Source organism: Actinoplanes sp. CA-131856, assembly GCF_050956135.1.
Taxonomy (GTDB): Bacteria; Actinomycetota; Actinomycetes; order Mycobacteriales; family Micromonosporaceae; genus Actinoplanes.
In genome coordinates, this window is the sequence record NZ_CP191849.1 from 2,772,172 (window position 1) to 2,790,990 (window position 18,819).

The window sequence follows — 18,819 nt, forward strand, 5'->3', positions numbered from 1 at the left end:
GATCAGGAGCTTCCGATGATTCGCAGTTATCTCGCCCCCGAACCGCAGCATCTGCTGCCGGCGGTGGCTGTCTGCGTCCTCGAGGAGCAGTTCGGCCGGCTCGCACCATCGGGAGGCGTCGTCTAGCGCCCGGCTTTAAAGGCCGCCTCCTGATCTCGGGAAGGCGGCCTTTTTGTTTTCGATGGACCCGTGGAGCAGCGGAACGCTCGTCGCCCTCTCAAGGCGGAGACGCCGGTTCGATCCCGGTCGGGTCTACAAATGGCAGGTCCTCGTAGCCCAACGGTAGAGGCACGACGTCGAGGGCGTCGACAGTGCGCGTTCGAATCGCGCCGAGGACACGAACGGGATGTGGCCCAGGTGGTAGGGCGCCGGTCTTGGGAACCGGAAGCCGGGAGTTCGAGTCTCCCCATCCCGACTGTGGCCGTAGCGCAGAGGCAGGCGCGCCGGTTTGTGGAGCCGGAGTACGCGGGTTCGAATCCCGCCGGTCACCTTCGTGGGAGCGCCGACGCTGGAGAGTCGGGCCCGCCTGTAAAGCGGGTGCAATGCTGAGCGGGTTCGAATCCCGCCTCCCGCACATTTTATGCCGAGCGCTGTGGGGGGATGGCCGGGACGGAGGCCGAGATGGCTGTGCCGCTGCCGGGCTCGGACTCGATGATCAGGCGGCCGGCCAGGCGCTGGACGCGCTGGCGCATGCCGGTCAAGCCGAAACCGCCGTTCGGGGAGCCGTGGAGGCGTTCGGCTGTGGGGTCGAAGCCGGCCCCGTCGTCCCGTACGTCCAATGTCACCTGGTTTTCCATGTAGGACAGGGTCAAGGTGACCTCGGTGGCTCGCGCGTGTTTGGCCACGTTCGTCAGGGACTCCTGGGCGGTGCGCAGCAGTGCCACCTCGATGTCGGGGTGGAGCGGGCGGGCGTCGCCGGTGGTGGTCAGGGCGGCGTCGATCTGGTTGGCCTGTGACCAGCGGTGGGCCAGATCTTCGATGGCGCCGGGGAGGTGGGTGTCGGCCAGCATCGACGGCTCCATCGCGTGGACGGTTCGGCGGGCCTCGGTGAGGCTCTCGCGGGCCAGGGTGATGGCGTTCGTCATGTGGCGGCGGTCCATGGTGTGCTCGGCCGCCTGGAGCTGGGTGATGATGCCGGCCAGGCCCTGGGCCAGAGTGTCGTGGATTTCGCGGGCCATGCGCTGCCGCTCGTCCAGCACCCCGGCCTCGCGCGCGTGGATCAGCAGCTGGGCGTGCAGCTCGGCGTTCTCCTGGAGTGCCTGCCTCAGCCTCTCGTTGCGCTGATAGGTCAGATCGGCAAAGAAGAAGAAAGCGCTTGCGAGTACGACACTGAGCACGCTTACGGCGAGCCATTCCCACCAGGCGCCTTCGGCCACGCCGGCGGCGCCGCCCAGATAGGCCACCGCCGAGATGGCCGCCGTGGCGGCGACGCCGGCGTAGCGTGCGCGGCCGCTCAGATAGACGAAAGCCTGTGGGTAGCCGATGAAGGCGAACAGGCCGAAGAAAGGCGCCAATGCCACCAGGCCGGCGGTGAGCGCCATCAGCACCGCGTAGTAGAAACCCGCTCGTGGGCGGAGCAGCCAGAGGGCGACGGCGGCCGAGAGCCCGAGCACCGCGGGAAGGTGCTCGGGCCGTTGGAGCAGCGTGAGGAGGAGGCTGATCGCCAGCAGGACGTACGGCAGCACGGTGAAGACCGCGATCTCCCGGCGTTCCCAGCGATCGAGCTCCGTGCTCACACCCCCAGCATGACAGGTGTTTCAGGCGACGATCCGGAGCGGATTTTCCAGGAGCCCGGTGAGGGTGGCGAGGAATCGGGCGGCCAGGGCGCCGTCGATGATGCGGTGATCGGCGGTGAGCGTGTAGCGCAGGCGCCGGCGGGTCACCGGCGCGCCGCCGGCCAGGGTGAGCTCGTCGCGGACGGTGCCGACGGCGAGGATCGCGCCCTGCGGTGGATTGATGATCGCGGTGAAGTGCTCCACGCCGTACATGCCGAGGTTGCTGATGGTGAAGGTGCCGTCGTTCATCTCGGCGGTGGTCAGCTTGCGGGCGGACGCCCTGGCGACGAGGTCGCGGGTGGTGGCGGCGATGGTGGTGACGGCGGCCCGGTCGGCGTCGCGGACGACGGGGACGACCAGGCCGGCCGGTGAGTCGACGGCGATGCCGACATGGACGTGGTCGTGCACGAGCGTTCCGCCGCGGCCGTCCGGGGAGTACGACGCGTTGACGCCGGGATGGGCCCGCAGCGACAGGGCGACGGCGCGGACGAGGAGGTCGTTCAGGCTGACCTTGCCGGCGTGGGCCTCGTTGACGCGGGCGCGGAGGTCGAGCAGGTCGCCGACGTCGGCCGAGGCGGTCGCGGTGAACGTGGGAACCGCGGTGCTCGCGGTCAGCCGCGAAGTGAGCGACTGCCGGATCGCGTCGAAGGGCACGGTCGCGGAGGAGGGCACCATCGCGGAGGAAGGCGCCGCCGCGGAGGAGGGCGCCGCCGCGGAGGAGGGCGCCGTCTCGGGGAAGGGGGCCGGCGACGGATCTGCGGTGGGGGAGTTGACGGCGGCGTCGAGGTCGGCGCGCACGATGCGGCCGCCCGGGCCGGTGCCGGTCACCGTGGCGAGGTCGATGCCGCGCTCCCGCGCGACCTTGCGAACGAGAGGGGTGGCCGCGCGCCGCTCGGGTCGCGAGGCCGGCGGCGCCGCGGTGGGGACGGCCGCGGTAGGAACGGCGGCGGCGGGGACGGCCGCGATGGGGGCGGTGGTGGGGTCGCCGGTGCTGAGGCGGGCTATGGGGGTGCCGATCGCGGCGGTCTGGCCCTCGGCGACGAGGATCTCGGTCAGGGTGCCGGCGTCGTATGCCTCCTGTTCCATCAAGGCCTTGTCGGTCTCGATCTCGACCAGCACGTCGCCGGGACGTACCGTGTCGCCGGGCTTCTTGTGCCAGGTCGCTATCGCGCCCTCGGTCATGGTGTCGGAGAGGCGGGGCATCAGGATGTCGATCATGGTTCTCTCTCAGGAGCGCCGGGAAACGGTTTCGCGGATGGCGGTGATCGCGTCGTCGGCCGAGGGCAGGGCCGCGGTCTCCAGGGTCTTCGCGTACGGCAGGGGAACCTCGGCCATGGCCACCCGGCGGACCGGGGCGTCGAGCCAGTCGAAGGCGCCGTCGCTGATGGTGGCGGCGATCTCGGCGCCGATCCCGTAGGTGAGCCAGTCGTCCTCGAGCACGACCGCGCAGTTCGTCTTGCGCACCGAGGCCACGATGGTCTCCCGGTCGAGCGGGCGCAGGCTGCGCAGGTCGACCACCTCGACGTCGATGCCCTCGCCGGCCAGGCGCTCGGCCACCTGCAGGGCGACGGCGGCCATCCGGGAGTACGCCACCACGGTCACGTCGGTGCCCTCGCGGGTGACGGCGGCCCGGCCGATCTCGGCCGGCCCGAGGTCGTCGGGCACCTCGCCGGTGGTGTTGTAGAGAGCGAGGTTCTCCAGCACGAGCACCGGGTCGTCGTCGCGGATCGCGGCCAGCATGAGCGCCTTCGCGTCGGCCGGGCTCGAGGGCGCGACCACCTTCAGGCCGGGCACGAAGGCGTAGTACAGCTCGATGTTCTGCGAATGGGTGGCGCCGAGTTGCTGGCCGCCGCCACCGGGCGTACGAATGACCATCGGCACCCGGCACTGGCCGCCGAACATGCCGTAGATCTTGGCCGCGTGGTTGACGATCTGGTCGAGGGCCAGCAGCGAGAAGTTGATCGTCATGATCTCCACGACCGGGCGCAGCCCCAGCATGGCGGCGCCGACCGCGGCCCCGGTGAAGCCCTCCTCGGCGATCGGGGTGTCCCGGACCCGCTTCGGGCCGAACTCGGCGAGCATCCCCGCCGTGATCTTGTACGAGCCCTCGAAGCGGCCGATCTCCTCGCCGATCAGAAACACGGACTCGTCGCGCAGCATCTCGGAGCGGAGCGCGTCGTGCAGGGCCTGGCGATAGCTGATCACGCTCATGCCGGCACCCCCGCCCGGAACAGCGCCTCGCCGGGCAGGCGGCGGGAGTCGTTGGGCACCGGGGTGGCGTACGTGTGGTCGAAGAGCGTGGACACGTCCGGATGCGGGCTGGCGGCGGCGAAACGGACCGCCTCGTCGACCGTGGCGATCGCGCCGGCGTCGATCTCGGCGATGAGCTCGTCGGTCAGAAGACCTTCCTGGTGCAGCTTGACGGCGTACGCGGCAATCGGATCCTTGCTCTTGAGGGCTTCCGCCTCCTCGCGGGTGCGATAGCGCGCCGGATCGACGACGGAGTGGCCCTTGAGGCGGCCCGAGACGGTCTCCAGCAGATAAGGCCGGCCCGAACGCGCGCTCTCCACGGCGGTCAGCGCCGCCTCGAACACCGCGGCCGGATCGTTGCCGTCGACCCGGGCCGAGGCCATCCGATAGGCGGCGGCGCGTTTGTACAGGTCGGGCTCGGCCGAGGACTGCTCGACGGTGGTGCCCATGCCGAGGCCGTTGTTGACGATGACGTACACGACGGGCAGCCCCCACAGCGCGGCGAGGTTGAGCGACTCGTGGAACGCGCCGATGTTCGTGGTGCCGTCGCCCATGAGGCAGACCACCGCCTCGGTGCCGCCGCGGTAGTCGATGGCGAGGGCGGCGCCGGTGGCCAGCGGGACCTGGCCGCCGACGATGCCGTAGCCGCCCATGAAGCGGGAGCCGATGTCGAACATGTGCATCGACCCGCCCCAGCCCTTCGAGACGCCGTCCGACCGCCCGTACAGCTCGGCCATGACCCGGCCCGGCGCGATGCCCCGGGCCAGCGCATATCCGTGCTCGCGGTAGTTGGTGAACACGTAGTCGCCCGGTGTCAGCGCGGCCATGAGCCCGGCGACGGTGGCCTCCTCGCCGAGGTTCAGATGGCAGTAGCCGCCGACCTCCGCCTCGGTGTAGGCGCGGGCCGCGCGCTCCTCGAACCGCCTGATCAGCACCATCTGCCGGTAGAACCCGAGCAGCCTGTCGGTAGGGGGCATGGCATCTCCTATAATGAAACGCGAACCGGTTCATTATACGAGGGGATCCGCCATGACCGAGCCGGCACGCAAACGAGGACGTCCGACCAGCGCCGAGCGCGCCCAGCGAAGGGACGACATTCTCGATTCGGCCGTACGCCTGTTCATCGCCCGCGGGTTCGAACGGGTCACCCTGGACGACGTCGTCGCCGAGGCGCACGTCACCAAGCGCACGATCTACGCCTACTTCGGCGACCGCACCGAGATCTTCCTGGCCGCCGTCGAACGGCTCCGCGTCCGGACCCTCGCGCCGCCCGACCAGGAGGACGACCTCATCGGGATGGCCGGCAAGGTGGTCTTCACGCTGCACTCGGACGAGGCCGTGGGCCTGCACCGGCTGATGATCGCCGAGGCGTTCCGGTTCCCCCGCCTCGCGAAGGGCTTCTACGACGACGGGCCGCGCGGCTACATCGCCGCGCTCGGGGCCCGCCTCGACCCGCCCGACGAGGGGCTCGCGGAGGCCTTGTTCACCCTCCTGCTCGGCGAGCCGCACCGGCGGCGGCTTCTCGGGCTGACGGCCGCACCGACGCGGAGGGCGGCGGCCGCTCATGCGCGGCGCGCGGTGGAGCTCCTCATGCCGTACACCCGAACGGAGATCTCGTGAAAGTCGATCTGTCGCTCTATCTCGTCACCGACGCCCGCCTGGCCGCATCCTCCGGTCACGACCTCGCCGCTCTGGTGCTCGCCGCCGCCGATCCCGGTGCGGCCGCCCGCCGGCTGCGTACCCCGGAGGCGGCGGCGTGATCCCCCGGGTGTTGAGCATCGCCGGCACCGACCCCACCGGAGGCGCGGGAGTCCAGGCCGATCTGAAGAGCATCGCGGCCAACGGCGGCTACGGCATGGCGGTCGTCACCGCCTTGGTCGCCCAGAACACGCAAGGCGTGCGAACGGTCCACGTGCCGCCGGTGCCGTTCCTGGCCGAGCAGCTCGCCGCGGTGTCCGACGACGTCGCGATCGACGCCGTGAAGATCGGGATGCTGGCCACTGCCGAGGTGATCGCGACGGTCCGGAACTGGCTGGACCGGGTCCGGCCGCCCGTGGTGGTGCTCGACTCGGTGATGGTCTCGACCAGCGGCGACCGGCTCCTCGATCCCGGGGCCGAGGCCGGCCTGCGCGAGCTGGCCGCCGTGGCCACCCTCATCACGCCCAACCTGACGGAACTGGCGATCCTGGCCGGCGAGCCGCCGCCCGAGGACTGGCCGGCGGCGCTGGCACAGGCCGGCCGCGTCTCGGCCGGCCTCGGGGTGCGCGTGTTCGTCAAAGGCGGCCATCTGCCGGGCTCGACCTCGCCGGACGCGCTGGTCGACGGCGCGAGCGTCGTGGAGTTCCCCGGCGTACGGATCGAGACGACCGGCACACACGGCACCGGCTGCTCGCTTTCGGCCGCGCTCGCCACCCGCTACGCCGCCCACGGCGACTGGGAGCTCGCGGCGGCCGAGTCGAAGCGCTGGCTCACCGAGAGCATCCGGCACGGCGCCGGCCTCGGCGTCGGCCGGGGACGCGGCCCGGTCAGCCATTTCGCCGGGCTGTGGCAGCGGGGCGGACTCGCCACCCGGCTCACGGGCGAGGAGGTCGCCGCCGAGTGGTGGGAGGACATCCGCGACATCCGGCGCGACATCGACGACCTGCCGTTCGTCCGCGCGCTCGGCGACGGCACCCTCGACCGGGAGGCCTTCGTCTGGTACCTGGCGCAGGACGCCCTCTACCTGCGCGACTACGCCCGCGTGCTCGCCGAGGCGAGCCGGCTCGCGCCGACCCGGGAGGAACAGGCGTTCTGGGCGGCCGGCGCGCAGATGGCGATCGTCGGCGAGATGCGGTTGCACGAGAGCTGGCTCCCGGCCGGCGCCCTCGAGCAGACCTCACCGGCCGCCGCCACGACCGCCTATCTGAACCATTTGCTGGCCACCGGCGCCCGCGGCGACTACGGCACCCTGGTCGCGGCGCTGCTGCCCTGCTTCTGGCTCTATCAGGACGTGGGCACCCGGCTCCACCCGCTCTCGCACGCCGAGCATCCCTTCCGGTCCTGGCTCGACACGTACGCCGACGAGGCGTTTGCCGCCTCGACGCGCCAGGCGGTCGCCATCGTGACCCGGGCCGCGGCCGACGCGAGCGACCACCGGCGGGCGGCCATGCGCGAGGCGTTCCGGGTCTCCGCCGCCCACGAGCGCGCCTTCTTCGCCGCGCCCCCACGGTGAGACGGCGCGGCGGCGTGAGCCGCCGCGCCGGTCATCCGGGACGGGTCAACTCGTACGGCAGGTGACCGTCGGCCAGGTCCAGTTGCCGTTGGCCATGATGGTCACGCCGAAGTTGTTGCCGTTGCCGTTCGGGGTGGCCGTGACGGTGCCGGTGGTGCCGCTGACCGAGGCGTTCCAGCTGTTCTGGATGCTCTGTCCACCGTTGAGGGCGAGCCCGACGGTCCAGTTGCTGGCGTTGCTGACCGCGACGTTGAGGTTGAAGCGGTCACCGAACTGCTGGCCGGCCGAGAGAACCGCCGTGCAGTTGCTGCCGCCGCCGCCCGGGGGCGGGGTGGTCGGGTTGGTGCCGCCGCCGCTGCCCTCGCGGACGGTGATGTCGGAGCTGCCGCTGCTCTGGTAACCCTCGGTGGCCATGATCTGGTACGCCCAGCTGGAGCCGAGGTTCAGGCCGGCGCGGGCCCACGCGTCGAAGTGGTTGGCCGTGGTGATGGTGCCGGAGCTGCGCTTCTGCTGCCGGACGCTCCAGTACTGGTAGAACGTGGCGGTGCCGTCGATCGAGGGCTGGTTGACCCGCTGGCTGCGCAGGATGTCGTAGGTGCCGCCGTCGGTGGTGACGGTGCCCAGCCGGGTGGCGCCGCTGCTGGGGTTGTAGCTGCCGAAGTTCTCGACGATGTAGTACTCGATGAGCGGGTTGCGCGTCCAGCCGTACAGGGCGAGATAGGTGTTGTTGTTGCCCGGGTTGTAGGTGCCCGAGTAGCTGACGGTCCGGCGGGTGCCGGTGGCCCAGCCCTTGCCGCCGACCCAGTTGTTGGTCGAGTTGTTCCAGCTGCTGGAGTACCGGCCGTCGGCGCGCAGCGTCATGCTGGCGTTGCCGCTGTCCTTCCAGAACGAGAAGTAGTAGCCGTTGTGCGTGCCGGTGGCATTCGAGCTGACGGTGCGGTCGGCCTCGGCGTGCGCGACACCGGCAACCATCACGCCGGTGACGGTCAAAGCCAGGGCACAGGCGGCGCCGACCAGAAGCCGGAGCCGGCTGCGGCGGGGGACAGGTGCGGTCATGTGGGTGCGTCCTCCTCGTGAGGGGGCTGCCGGGGAACAGCCCCACGGACATCGAAGTGCGTCTCTGCGAGAGAGTGGACCGTCGACCGCTCCTTGTCAACAACTTCCGGAAACTCAGCGGAAATATCGAACTCGATCTCGGAAGAGTGTTGCCAGGTAGAGCGACATCTCCGATCTTCTCGGTGATGTTGCGGAGATGGATATGAGCCAGGCGCTTCCGAAACTTACGGGATTGTGTACGGCTACTCTCGGTTAGAGTCGAACCACAGGCGCATCGTGTCCCGTTTGGCTCGTCCGCAATGGACGACATGCGATGTGCCGCAGCTCCCGGCCGTTCGGAAGATCTCTGATGGAAGGTGGCGCGGTGACGCACCCCCACGTCGGTGGTCTCTACGGAGAGTAGTGATCAGGGGCCCGTCTGAGAGTGATCAGCACCGCCGGCCACAGCTGAACGGGCAACCGGCTGAACCAAGCGAAGACCCACGGCGAAAAGGACCGCGGGGGAGAGGGGCGTCGGCGGAAGGGCCGTGGGAAGAAGCGGCCCGGGGGAGGAATTGCGAGGGGGAAGCCGGGGGTGGGAGGGTCCGCAGGGAGAAGCGGTGTGGAAAGGCTGCGGCAGGAGAGCGGCGGGTTGTGCCCGCGGAAGTGGTACAAGCGCTGGCCATCGTGGATCTGTGCGTCGATGTCATGCGGCGATCTCAGCGGTTTGGGAGGGTTCGGTGCCAGGTTGATGGCGAGCCCATCTCCGTACGCTTCGGCCGACAACCGAGCACGACAAAAAGACAAGCTCGCTTGTCTTTTTGTCAAGCCAGCAGCACCGTCCGGGCCGGGGGGCTGCTTAGCCCATCCGGTCCCGCCTACCTCGGTCCGCCTGCCCACCCGTCCGCCTGCCCACCCGTCCGCCCGTCCGCCTGCCCGCCTGCCCGCCTGCCCGCCTGCCCGCCTGTCCGTCCGTGCGCCCACCCGCCCGTCTGCTCGTGGTCACGTCCGTCCGCCTGCCCGTCTGCCTGTCTGCCCGCCTGTCCGTCCGCCTGCTCGTCCGTCCGCTTGCTCGTCCGTCCGCCTGCTCGTCCGCTCGTCCGCGTGTCCGTCCGCTCGTCTGTTCGGTTCGCCTGTCCGCCTGTTAGTCCGCCCGTCCAGTTCGGCCCGGCCTTGTCTGAAACCGTCCAATTCGACCCGGCTCAGCTTGAGCCAGCGTGGGGAGGTTCTCGGGCGGAAGGCCATGGCATGAAGCGGCGCGGGGAGAAGCGGCGGTCCCGGGAGAAGCGGCGTAGCCGGAGGGGCTGCGGACAAACGGCCTGGGGAGGAAGGGCACGGGCGGAAGCGGCGCGGTGAGAAAAGCAGCCGCGAGAAGGCGAGCGGTGAGATGGCGGCGTCTTGCTCGGCCGCACGCACTTGGTCGCGCCGTGTTGTGCCGCACCGCACCGCGCCGCACCGCACCGCGCCGCACCGCACCGCAGTGCGCCGCGCTGGGTCACGCAGTGGCGCGCCACTTCGCGCTGCACCGCACTGGGTCAAGCCACTTAGTACCGCGCCACGTTACGACGTATCGCGCTAGCTCGGGCCGCGTCGCAACGCCGCACTGCGCCAGGCCAGGGCTGGGTTGCGCCGTGTCGCGCTTGCTCGGGCTCCGCCGCTCCGCCGCTCCGCCGCTCCGCCGCTCCGCCGCTCCGCCGCTCCGCCGCACCGCGCCGCAATGCAATGCCGCACCGCACCGCAACGCCGCGCCGCAACGCCGCGCCGCAACGCCGCGCCGCAACGCCGCGCCGCAACGCCGCGCCGCAACGCCGCGCCGCAACGCCGCGCCGCAACGCCGCAACGCCGCGCCGCGCTGTAACGCCGGACTGTGCCGTGACGCCGGACTGTGCCGTGACGCCGGACTGTGCCGTGACGCCGGACTGTGTCGTGACGCCGGACTGTGCCGTGACGCCGGACTGTGTCGTGACGCCGGACTGTGCCGTGACGCCGGACTGTGTCGTGACGCCGGACTGTGTCGTGACGCCGGACTGTGTCGTGACGCCGGACTGTGCCGTGACGCCGGACTGTGCCGTGACGCCGGACTGTGTCGTGACGCCGGACTGTGCCGTGACGCCGGACTGTGCCGTGACGCCGGACTGTGCCGGGCAGGCCTCGTTGCGCTCCGGCCGGCGTGGGATTGGGCCGTTTGGGGTTGCTCAGGGGCTGATTCGTGCTGGGCTGAGTCGCGTTGCGTTGGGGTGTGTCGGGTTGGGGTGGGGGGATGGTAATGCAGGATGCGTTTTGGGCTGGGAGCGCCATTCTCTAGAGGATTAGTTCGTTCAGTTGGCTGGGCATTCCGAATCGCCATACCCGGTGCCGCGAAGCTGTTCTTGAGTGGTTGATCGGTAATGTGCGTCTTGCGCCGATCTTGGCGTGAAACCACGACATGGGGTCAATCGGATGCGACAAACTCTCGCGAATGCTCCGGCATTGGCGTTCTATTCTTCATCGTCCGTCGCCGAGGCGGAGTTCATGCTTCCGCTGGTGAATGAGGAAAGCCGGGTCCGCACCATATTGGCGTCCGTTTCCGACGTCATTGTCCGCCTGCCCGTGGCCGGTTCCATAGCCGTCATCGACGGCGGCTCCAGTGATCGGACCGTCGAGATCGTCGACGAGTTCGCGCTCCGCTCGCCTGTGCCGGTCCGGGTTGTCGGCAGCTCCCGCCCGGGCTGGACCGCGGGCGTTCTCCGCGGCGTCGCCACGAGTGTGGCCCGCCGTGTCGGCGTCGGTGACACGCACGTTCTCGGTGCCCGGGCGAGCGTGCTCCTCTCGCACGCCCTCCGCGTCCTCGGCGGTGGCGCGCATGTCGTCACCGTCGGCGGCAACGGCCGGCATGTCACGCTCATGGACCGCGACGTGGCCGCCCTTGTTGTCGGGGACGCCATGCCCGGTGGGCCCGGATCATTGCCCGTGGCCAGGGATACCGCCGACTATGCCGGGTTGCGCATGTCGGCGTACAGCGTCGTCTCGAACCGGCGCGGTCTCCGCGACGACAACACGGACGTCCTGCCGGTGCCGGCATGACGCGGCGGCGCTACCGGTCCCACGAGGGCGAGCACGTGGTGTGGCTGAACTTCAAGGACTCCTCGCATCCCCGGGCCGGAGGAGCCGAGGTCTTCATGCACTCCGTGGCCCGGCGGCTGGCGGGGGAGGGGCAGCGGGTCACCGTGCTCGCCGCCCGTCACGCCGGGGCGCCGCGGGCCGAGACCGCGGACGGGGTGACGGTGCGGCGGATGGGTAACGCGTACACCGTCTACGTGTTCGCCTGGCTCTGGGTTTTTCGGCACCGCAATGGCATCGACGCCATTGTCGACACCTGTAACGGAATCCCTTTCTTCTCGCCCTTGGCGGTGGGCCGGAGAATTCCCGTTCTGGTGCTGATTCATCACGTTCATCAGACGATGTTCGCGCAAAATCTGCCCATTCCGGCAGCCTGGATCGGCCGTTGGGTGGAAAAGGTGGGAAATCGGCTCGTCTACGGGCGCCGCACCATTGCCGTGGTGTCGCCGTCGTCGCGGGCCGAGGTGCGTGGGGCGCTCGGGCTGGTCGGGCCGATCTACATCGCCAACAACGGTCAGGAGCCGCTGTCCGCTCCCGGCGCCGAACGCAGCGGCACCCCGCGCATCGTCGTGGTCGGACGGCTGGCGCCGCACAAGCGATGGGATCTGCTGATCCGTGCGATGCCGCGGGTGGCCGCGACGGTGCCGGACGTCGAACTGCACATCGTCGGCGACGGGCCGTGCCGGGCCGAGCTGGAAGGTCTGATCGGGCCGGGCGACCGGGTGTGGCTGCACGGCCGGCTGCCGCAGGCCGAGCGGGACGAGCTGCTGGCCACCGCCTGGGTGACCGTCTGCACGTCCGAGCTCGAGGGCTGGGGTCTGTCGGTCACCGAGGCCATGAGCCTGGGTGTGCCGGCCGTGGTGCTGGCCGCGCCCGGCCTGCGCGACTCGGTGCGCCACCGGGTCACCGGCTGGGTCGTCCCGCACCCGGATCAGCTGGCGGGGCAGCTCGCGGCCGCGCTCGTCGAGCTCGAGGACCCGGCGGCCGCCAAGGAGTGGGCCGAGCGGTGCCGGTTGTGGGCCGCCCGTTTCGACTGGGACGCCACCACCGACCGGATCGCCAGCCTCCTGATCCACGAGGACTGCCGCCGCGTGCAGGCCGACCGCCGCGCCATCTGTGATCTGTCCACGGTGGCCGATCTGCCGCTCAGCCAGGCCGCCCGGATCGACTACCGCGCGCTGCGCAGCGTCGACCAGATCGACTGGGACGAGCCGGGCGACGGCGATCCCCGGGTTCGGCTCCTGCTGGCCGGCCTCGACGAACGGGACGCGCTCGGGTTGCTGGGCCGGTACGGGCTGGACGTCACCGGCATCGGGGCCCGCGTGGCCCGGCCGGCCGACCTCGTCGGCTGGAAGCGCACCGGCGGGCCCCGGGCGCACGACCTGCGGAAATACTTCGAAGGAGTGTCATGAAGGTAGTGATCCTCGGCGGCAGCAGCTCCCTCGGGCTCGGCGTGGGCGGCCGCTCGTACGCCGTCCGCGCGGGCCGGCTGCTCGACGCCGGCGCCGAGATCCTGCAACTGTCCAGGTCGGCACAGACCGTGGCCGAGGTGGACCGCCGCACCACGGAGCAGATCCGCCGGTTCCGGCCGGACGTCATCATTCTGTCGTTCGGCGCGGCCGAGGGGCACGTCCATCCGAGCCGCGTGCTCCAGGCGCTCCTCGACCGGTTCGGGCCGAAGAGCTGGCGGGGGCCGGCCGGGATGGAGCCGAGGCCGTACTACTCCCGCAGCCCGTTCCGGCGGTGGCGGCAACGGTTCGTCTCCGGCTCGAAGATCACCGTCAAGCGGGCCATCATCGCGGTCACCGGCGGCTATCACCGGCTCGAGTCCGACGACTTCGACCACCGGCTGCGCGACCTGCTCGACGACCTCGGCCCGGCCACCAAGGTGCTGGTCGGCCTGTGGCGCGTCGACGACCACATGTTTCCCCGCTCGAACGCGGTCCTGAGCCATCACGACGCGCTGCTGCGGCGGATCGCCAACGACCGCGACGACCTCGTCTACGTGCAGACCCGTGACGCGGTCCGCTACTGGGACGACTTCCTCCAGGACCACGCCCACCTGAACGACCACGGCCACGACGTCGTCGCCCAGTTGATCTCAGAGAACATCACCGAGAAAGCAGGCACCGGTGCTTGACACGACACTGCTCGACGTGGCGCGGCCGGCCGAGCCGCGGTACTGGCGCCGCTGGCGTCCGTGGATCTACGCGGGCGCCGTGCTGACCGCCGCCGTCGCGCTGTTCACCAACGTCCGCGGTGCCCGGGACTTCGATCTCGACGAGGTGATGTACGCCCTGGCCGGCCAGAACATCGCCGAGCACGGCTCGATCTCGTGGGGGGAGCGGCTCACCGCCGTACACCCGCCTCTGCATTTCCTGCTCCTCGGGCTGTGGGACCGGTCGGGTGAGCCCCTGATCGAGGCGATGTTCCACGCCCGGACGATGGGCGCGCTGGTCACGTTGCTGACGGTCGTCGTGGTCGGCCTGCTGGCCCGGCGTTTCACCGCCAGCCCGCTGCTGGTGGCGACCGCGATGGTGATGTTCGCGGCGGACGCGTTCGTGCTGCGCTTCGGGCGTACGGCGCTGATCGAGCCCACCGCCGTGCTGGCCCAGGTGACGGTGGTCTATCTGGCCATTCGCCTGCGGCGGGCCTCGTCGCCGACGTACATCGTCGTCCTCGGGTGTGTCTCGGGTCTGGCCCTGCTGGTCAAGGAGCCGTTGCTGTTCGCGATGCTGGTGCCGCTCGGCGTGGCGCTGCTGCGGCGCGACTGGGCCTTCCTGCGGCGTTCGGCCGGCTCGCTGCTGGTGGCGGCGGCCGTCTACGCCGTCTTCCCGCTCTGGGCCACCGTCAACGGCGCCGGCTCGTGGTGGCTGGCCGAGCACAACATCAGCGCCGAGCGGTTCTTCGGGATCAAGCAGCTCAGCGGCCTCAACCGTACGGGCGTCTCGTCCTTCTCGGTCTTCACCGACAGCTTCGCCGGCTACGCCGCCGGATATCTGATCTTCGCTTGCGGCGCTGCCGGGTTGCTCTTCCTGGTGGTACGCCGTGGCCTGCGCCCGGACGAGCCGGCCGCCTGGCTGATGTCGTTCGGCGCCCTCAGCTACGGCTTCCTGGGCTACTGCGTGCTGCTGGGGCAGGCCAACGAGCAGCTCTCCGTCTACACGGTCGTCCCCGCTGTCCTGCTGACGGTCTTCACCTGGAACGGCCGGGCCGCCGTGGCCGTGTGCGCGGTCGCCGTCGCGGTGAGCGCGCTCGGCTGGGTGACGAACGTGGCCCTGGCCCGCGACGACGCCACCACCCGGATGGGCGCGCGGATCACCGCCCAGCTGCCGTGTGTGGCGGTCAACGCCACCGGCAACGCCGAGCGCTGGGTCCCGGTGCTGCCGCGTAACCACGTCACCGCTTTTCGCGACGGTCCGGCCGCCGTCCGCTCCGGCGTCCAGGCGTTCCTGTTGTCGGGCAAGGACAGCCGCCTGCGCTACGGCACCAGCTCGCCCGAGCTGGCCGATTGGGTCAAGGGCAACGGCCGCCAGTTGTACGCCTTCAGCAGCCGCCGCTACGAGTCCATCGAGCTCTGGGTCGTCGGCTCGGGGATGACCGCCCTGTCCGAATGCGCCAACCCGCCCCGCGCGGTCGCCGCGAACGCCTCCAGCCAGGGCTTCCTCGCCCTGCTGTTCGCCGCGCTGGCGCTGGCCGCCTTCGGGGTCGTGGGCTGGCACCGCTGGGTCCGGCGGGGCATCTGATGACCGAGACGCTGCGCGGCTCCGGCGTGCGCGGTCGCGGCGGCGCGGGGTGGCTGCTCATCGCGACCACCTCGGCCGGCGCCATCAACTACGGCTACGCGCTGGCCATGACCCACGGCCTGGCCCCGGCCGAGTTCGCGGCGTTCGCGGCCGGCCAGGCCCTGTTGCTGGTCCGCACCACCATCTCCAGCGCGGCCGTCTCCTGGGTGCTGGCCCGGGAGGTCGGCCGCGCCGCCGGCGACCTCGAACGACAGGCCGTGGTCACGTCGTTCGCCTTCTGGTCGAACCTCGTGCTCGGCGCGGGCCTCACCGTCCTGCTCGTGGCCGGCGTGCTGCTGTTCGGGTCGCCCGGCGACGCGGTCATCCTGGCCGCGGCCTCGCTCATCCTGTCGATCGGCTCGACCGGCATGGGCCATCTCCAGGGCACCGGCCGGATCACGGCGATCGCCGGCCTGCTCACCCTCGAGGCGATCGTCAAGGCGGTCACCGGCGCCGGTCTTGTCTTCGGCGCGCACTGGCAGTCGGCGGGCGCTCTGGGCGGGTTCGCGGTCGGCAGCCTGGTGCTGCTGGCCCCCGTGCTGGCTTCCCGCCGGCTGCTGCGCCGTCCCACCTGGGGCCCGGCACAGACCGACCTTCTCCGTGCGGCCGTACGCCAGGTCCGGCTGCAAGCCAATGTCGCCGTCACCTCGGCCGCGGACACGGTGATCGTGGCCGTGCTGGGCCTGGGCAGCGCGGCGGCGCCGTATCAGGCGGCCTCCGCGCTGGGCCGGGTGCCGTTGTTCGTGTCGAACGCGGTGTCCACCGCCACCTTCGCCGCGCTGAGCCGGGACGGCTCGGCCCGGCGCAAGGCCGACGCGATCAGGACCTATCTGCTCGTGGCCGCGGTCATGGCGGCCGTGCTGATGACGCTTCCGGCGCCGATCCGCCGGCTGCTGCTGCCCGACACGTTCGCGGCGGTCGACCGCTGGCTTCCGTACGCGGCCGTGCTCGGCCTGGCCGTCGGCCTGCTCAACCTGGTGGTCACCGTGCTCCAGGCCGACGACTCCCGGGGGCGGGCGGTGCGCACCCTGACCGGCACGACGGTGGCCTATCTGGTCGTGACCGGCCTGGCCGGGGTCTCCTACGGCGTCGCCGGGGTGGCGGTCAGCGCCGCCGTGGCCGCCCTGGCCGTCGTGCTGCTGCCGCTGCTGGCCCTGCCGGCCCTGCGGCCCGCGGTGCGGCTGCTGCTCACCAGCCGCCGCTCGGCCCGCGACCTGGGCGTGCTGGCGGTGGCGACGACGGCCCTGGCCGTCGTGGACGACCCGGTCGCCTGGCTGGGCGTGGCGGCGGTGTCCGGCGTGGTGGCGCTCGGCATGGCGTTTCCCGAGTTCACCCCGCGGAGGTGGCGATGAGACTGCGCATCGGGGTCGACGGGCGGGTCCTCGACGACCGCTATCACGGCATCGGCCGGGTCATGTACGCCCTGTGCACCGAACTGGCCCTCCGGGAGGGCGTGGAGCTGGTGGTCTTCACCGGCCGCACCCGGTCGGAGCGCTTCGACGTCGACCGGCTGGCCACCCGGCCCAACGTCACCCTGCACCCGGTCGGCCTGCCGCCGGTCGACGTGCGGCAACTGTGGCGGTGGCGGGGCGTGCTGCGCCACCGCCCGGTCGACGTGATGTTCTTCCCGTACCACCTGGGCGCGACGCCGTTCGCCGGCGTGCCCAGCCTGGCCATGGTGCACGACTGCATCTTCGAGGCCGATCCGCGGTTCGCGCCGTCGCGGGCCGTCCTGCTGTCCTACCGCCTGCTGACCACGCTGATCACCCGGACCACCACGGCGCTGACGGTCAGCCGCGCCTCGGCCGACCAGATCGCCGCACGCTACCGGCGGACGGCCCACGTGATCCCCAACGGCGTCGACCTCATGCCCCCGCCGGTGCGGGGGCTGGCCACCGAATACGGCATCGAGCCCGGCTACGTGCTGCACGTCGGCGCGCAACGGCCGCACAAGAACGCCGTGGTGCTCGTGGAGGCGATCGCCCGGGTGCCCGGGGCCCGCCTGGTGCTGATCGGCTCGCCCGACCCGCGCTTCCCCGACGAGGTCGGACCGGCCATCGACCGCCTGGGCGTCGCCGGCCGGGTGCTGCGCCTGCCGTTCGTGGCCGAGGAACTGCTGGGGGCGGTGTACGCGGACGCCGCCCTGCTCGCCTATCCGTCGCTGGTCGAGGGCTTCGGGCTGCCGGTGCTGGAGGCCATGACGGCCGGGACGCCGGTGGTGGCCAGCGACGTGCCCGTGCTGCGCGAGGTGGGCGGGAGCGCGGCCACCTACGTGCCGCCGCGGGACAGCGCGGCGTGGGCGGCGGCGATCGCCCGGCTGCTGGCCGAACCGGCGCGTCGCGAGTCGCTTGCGGCCCGCGGGGCCGCCCACGCGGCCGGGTTCACGTGGGCGGCGGCCGCCGAACGGCTGCTGGAGGCCTGCGTTCAGGCCGTACGGAGGTAGCTCGCGTTGCTGACGACGTCGGCCGCGCCCAGCCGCACGATGTACAGCGCGGCCAGCTTGTTCGCCCGGGCGATGGCCATCACGGCGGGAAGCTGCGACGGCAGGCAGACGTGGGTGGTCTCGGCCATGGCGCGCAGGCCCTTGGCGCGCGCGAGGCCGGCCAGATAGGCGACGGTGTTGGCGTTCTCGGCCCACGTCCCGTAGACGGCGACCTTCGGGTCCTTCAGCGCGCCGATCTGCCGCGTGGCGTCGTACCCCCGCTGCACCTCGCCGTTGATCTCGGCGCTGGAGGTGCCGGACAGGTTGGTGGCGACGGCCTTGCCGAAGTCGCCGGCCCGCATGCCGTACGACGGGTACAGCATGGCGACCGTCCCGGCCCAGCCGGCCTGGCGCAGGGCGGTGATCTGCCAGTTCTGATAGCTCGCGAGCGCGTCAAGGTACCAGGTCAGGAACTTGGCGGCCTGGCCGTTGGGGCTGGGCCGGCCGGGCTTCCAGCCGGGCACGGGATTGACCCGCGCGGCGTTGACGTCGAACGCGAAGTAGAGGTTGCGCTGCTTCTCGCTGCTCGGATAGGTGAGTTCACCCCAGTGACCGCCACCGGCCCGTACGAGTGAGAAGTTGGTGCCCAGCTGCTGGAAGACCTTGGTGAGATAGCGGACGGCAAGCGGCCGGTATCCGGTGCCGAAGATCAGGTTGGGCTCGTTGCCGCCGGTGTAGGTGGCGCCGAACTGGTCGACGTAGCGCGCGCCGGGCCGCTGGAGCAGCCAGGCCGGGGCGTTCTGGATGCCGGTGTTCAGCGAGATGGTGTAGCCCATCGCGCGAAGCTTGGCGGCCCGCGCGGCGATCGAGCCGAGATAGGCCGTGTCGAACTGACCGGGCGCCGGCTCGGCCTGCGACCAGTTCATCTCGACCAGGGCGTCCCCGGCGCCACCGGCCGCCCGCATGCTCCGCATGTCGGCGTCGGAGTAGTTGCCGATGATGCCGAGGGAGGCCGTCGCCGCTCCCGCTTCCGCCGACGCCGGGCCACTGTTCCCCACGACGACGGAAACGATCGACAGGACGGCGGCCAGCGTCACGGATAGCTTTTTCACCCCTTCCGCATCGGCCCGCCGGTCCGCTGGAGTCGTGGCTGCAACCGAGCGCTCCGCATTCACACCGGATCAGCACCCGGCCGTTTCCATGATCGGAATGGCCGCGATGACAACCGCACCACCGCGTGGT

15 protein-coding genes and 5 tRNA genes are annotated in these 18,819 nt (G+C 71.1%); 14 read left to right on the forward strand and 6 right to left on the reverse strand.

Annotated features, from left to right (window positions below; translation table 11 throughout):
• Positions 1-183 precede the first annotated feature (183 nt).
• From ACQP2X_RS13260 to ACQP2X_RS13280, 5 genes are all read left to right on the forward strand, one after another.
• A tRNA-Glu gene (locus ACQP2X_RS13260) sits at positions 184-255 on the forward strand.
• 10 nt (positions 256-265) lie between these two features.
• A tRNA-Leu gene (locus ACQP2X_RS13265) sits at positions 266-338 on the forward strand.
• A 4-nt stretch (positions 339-342) separates the two neighbouring features.
• Positions 343-415: transfer RNA gene (locus tag ACQP2X_RS13270), tRNA-Pro, on the forward strand.
• Between the two features lie 2 nt (positions 416-417).
• Positions 418-490: transfer RNA gene (locus tag ACQP2X_RS13275), tRNA-His, on the forward strand.
• Between the two features lie 3 nt (positions 491-493).
• A tRNA-Tyr gene (locus ACQP2X_RS13280) sits at positions 494-574 on the forward strand.
• Between the two features lie 4 nt (positions 575-578).
• Here the strand turns inward: ACQP2X_RS13280 and ACQP2X_RS13285 are convergent.
• The 4 genes from ACQP2X_RS13285 to pdhA are packed head-to-tail and all read right to left on the reverse strand — an operon-like array spanning position 579 to position 5,002.
• Positions 579-1,736, reverse strand: a complete 1,158-nt coding sequence (locus ACQP2X_RS13285) for a sensor histidine kinase (RefSeq protein WP_498696771.1) — start codon at positions 1,734-1,736, stop codon at positions 579-581.
• 21 nt (positions 1,737-1,757) lie between these two features.
• Positions 1,758-2,993 carry a dihydrolipoamide acetyltransferase family protein gene (locus tag ACQP2X_RS13290; RefSeq protein WP_498696773.1) on the reverse strand — a complete coding sequence of 412 codons (1,236 nt, stop codon included), beginning with the start codon at positions 2,991-2,993 and terminating at the stop codon, positions 1,758-1,760.
• A gap of 9 nt (positions 2,994-3,002) precedes the next feature.
• Positions 3,003-3,986 carry an alpha-ketoacid dehydrogenase subunit beta gene (locus ACQP2X_RS13295; protein WP_498696774.1) on the reverse strand — a complete coding sequence of 328 codons (984 nt, stop codon included), beginning with the start codon at positions 3,984-3,986 and terminating at the stop codon, positions 3,003-3,005.
• The gene (pdhA, locus tag ACQP2X_RS13300; RefSeq protein ID WP_498696776.1) at positions 3,983-5,002 is read right to left on the reverse strand and encodes a pyruvate dehydrogenase (acetyl-transferring) E1 component subunit alpha; all 1,020 of its coding nucleotides are present in this window, start codon (positions 5,000-5,002) and stop codon (positions 3,983-3,985) included. The genes ACQP2X_RS13295 and pdhA overlap by 4 nt, the downstream gene beginning before the upstream one ends.
• A gap of 52 nt (positions 5,003-5,054) precedes the next feature.
• Here pdhA and ACQP2X_RS13305 point away from each other — a divergent pair, with 52 nt between their 5' ends.
• Genes ACQP2X_RS13305 through ACQP2X_RS13315 form a run of 3 tightly spaced genes read left to right on the forward strand, consistent with a single transcriptional unit; the run spans position 5,055 to position 7,236 of the window.
• Positions 5,055-5,645: a TetR/AcrR family transcriptional regulator gene (locus ACQP2X_RS13305; RefSeq protein WP_498696777.1), complete on the forward strand. Its 591-nt coding sequence runs from the start codon at positions 5,055-5,057 to the stop codon at positions 5,643-5,645.
• A complete protein-coding gene (locus ACQP2X_RS13310) occupies positions 5,642-5,785 on the forward strand; it encodes a hypothetical protein (RefSeq protein WP_498696779.1) in 144 nt (47 codons plus the stop codon). The genes ACQP2X_RS13305 and ACQP2X_RS13310 overlap by 4 nt, the downstream gene beginning before the upstream one ends.
• A complete protein-coding gene (locus ACQP2X_RS13315; protein WP_498696781.1) occupies positions 5,782-7,236 on the forward strand; it encodes a bifunctional hydroxymethylpyrimidine kinase/phosphomethylpyrimidine kinase in 1,455 nt (484 codons plus the stop codon). The genes ACQP2X_RS13310 and ACQP2X_RS13315 overlap by 4 nt, the downstream gene beginning before the upstream one ends.
• 45 nt (positions 7,237-7,281) lie before the next feature.
• Here ACQP2X_RS13315 and ACQP2X_RS13320 read toward each other — a convergent pair whose 3' ends face one another.
• Positions 7,282-8,292: a glycoside hydrolase family 11 protein gene (locus tag ACQP2X_RS13320; RefSeq protein WP_498696783.1), complete on the reverse strand. Its 1,011-nt coding sequence runs from the start codon at positions 8,290-8,292 to the stop codon at positions 7,282-7,284.
• A gap of 2,502 nt (positions 8,293-10,794) precedes the next feature.
• Here ACQP2X_RS13320 and ACQP2X_RS13325 point away from each other — a divergent pair.
• From ACQP2X_RS13325 to ACQP2X_RS13350, 6 genes are read left to right on the forward strand one after another with little or no spacing between them, the layout of a single operon-like run.
• Complete coding sequence (locus ACQP2X_RS13325) at positions 10,795-11,334, forward strand: glycosyltransferase family protein (RefSeq protein WP_498696785.1); 540 nt, start codon at positions 10,795-10,797, stop codon at positions 11,332-11,334.
• Entirely contained in the window at positions 11,331-12,782 is a 1,452-nt protein-coding gene (locus ACQP2X_RS13330) for a glycosyltransferase family 4 protein (RefSeq protein WP_498696787.1), read from the forward strand. Before ACQP2X_RS13325 ends, ACQP2X_RS13330 begins: the two co-directional genes overlap by 4 nt.
• The gene (locus ACQP2X_RS13335; protein WP_498696790.1) at positions 12,779-13,510 is read left to right on the forward strand and encodes an SGNH/GDSL hydrolase family protein; all 732 of its coding nucleotides are present in this window, start codon (positions 12,779-12,781) and stop codon (positions 13,508-13,510) included. Before ACQP2X_RS13330 ends, ACQP2X_RS13335 begins: the two co-directional genes overlap by 4 nt.
• Positions 13,503-15,116: an ArnT family glycosyltransferase gene (locus ACQP2X_RS13340; protein WP_498696793.1), complete on the forward strand. Its 1,614-nt coding sequence runs from the start codon at positions 13,503-13,505 to the stop codon at positions 15,114-15,116. Before ACQP2X_RS13335 ends, ACQP2X_RS13340 begins: the two co-directional genes overlap by 8 nt.
• Positions 15,116-16,507: a hypothetical protein gene (locus tag ACQP2X_RS13345; RefSeq protein WP_498696794.1), complete on the forward strand. Its 1,392-nt coding sequence runs from the start codon at positions 15,116-15,118 to the stop codon at positions 16,505-16,507. The genes ACQP2X_RS13340 and ACQP2X_RS13345 overlap by 1 nt, the downstream gene beginning before the upstream one ends.
• On the forward strand, positions 16,504-17,598 hold the full coding sequence (locus tag ACQP2X_RS13350; RefSeq protein ID WP_498696795.1) for a glycosyltransferase family 4 protein: 1,095 nt from the start codon (positions 16,504-16,506) through the stop codon (positions 17,596-17,598). Before ACQP2X_RS13345 ends, ACQP2X_RS13350 begins: the two co-directional genes overlap by 4 nt.
• Here the strand turns inward: ACQP2X_RS13350 and ACQP2X_RS13355 are convergent.
• Positions 17,580-18,674: a beta-galactosidase gene (locus tag ACQP2X_RS13355; protein WP_498696797.1), complete on the reverse strand. Its 1,095-nt coding sequence runs from the start codon at positions 18,672-18,674 to the stop codon at positions 17,580-17,582. The two genes, ACQP2X_RS13350 and ACQP2X_RS13355, sit on opposite strands and share 19 nt — an antisense overlap.
• Positions 18,675-18,819 lie beyond the last annotated feature (145 nt).

Bases quoted from the DNA above. Each gene is read 5' to 3' on its own strand.
- ACQP2X_RS13290 (WP_498696773.1), bottom strand. From the start codon at position 2,993: ATGATCGACATCCTGATGCCCCGCCTCTCCGACACCATGACCGAGGGC.
- ACQP2X_RS13295 (WP_498696774.1), bottom strand. From the start codon at position 3,986: ATGAGCGTGATCAGCTATCGCCAGGCCCTGCACGACGCGCTCCGCTCC.
- pdhA (WP_498696776.1), bottom strand. From the start codon at position 5,002: ATGCCCCCTACCGACAGGCTGCTCGGGTTCTACCGGCAGATGGTGCTG.
- ACQP2X_RS13305 (WP_498696777.1), top strand. From the start codon at position 5,055: ATGACCGAGCCGGCACGCAAACGAGGACGTCCGACCAGCGCCGAGCGC.
- ACQP2X_RS13320 (WP_498696783.1), bottom strand. From the start codon at position 8,292: ATGACCGCACCTGTCCCCCGCCGCAGCCGGCTCCGGCTTCTGGTCGGC.
- ACQP2X_RS13330 (WP_498696787.1), top strand. From the start codon at position 11,331: ATGACGCGGCGGCGCTACCGGTCCCACGAGGGCGAGCACGTGGTGTGG.
- ACQP2X_RS13335 (WP_498696790.1), top strand. From the start codon at position 12,779: ATGAAGGTAGTGATCCTCGGCGGCAGCAGCTCCCTCGGGCTCGGCGTG.
- ACQP2X_RS13345 (WP_498696794.1), top strand. From the start codon at position 15,116: ATGACCGAGACGCTGCGCGGCTCCGGCGTGCGCGGTCGCGGCGGCGCG.
- ACQP2X_RS13350 (WP_498696795.1), top strand. From the start codon at position 16,504: ATGAGACTGCGCATCGGGGTCGACGGGCGGGTCCTCGACGACCGCTAT.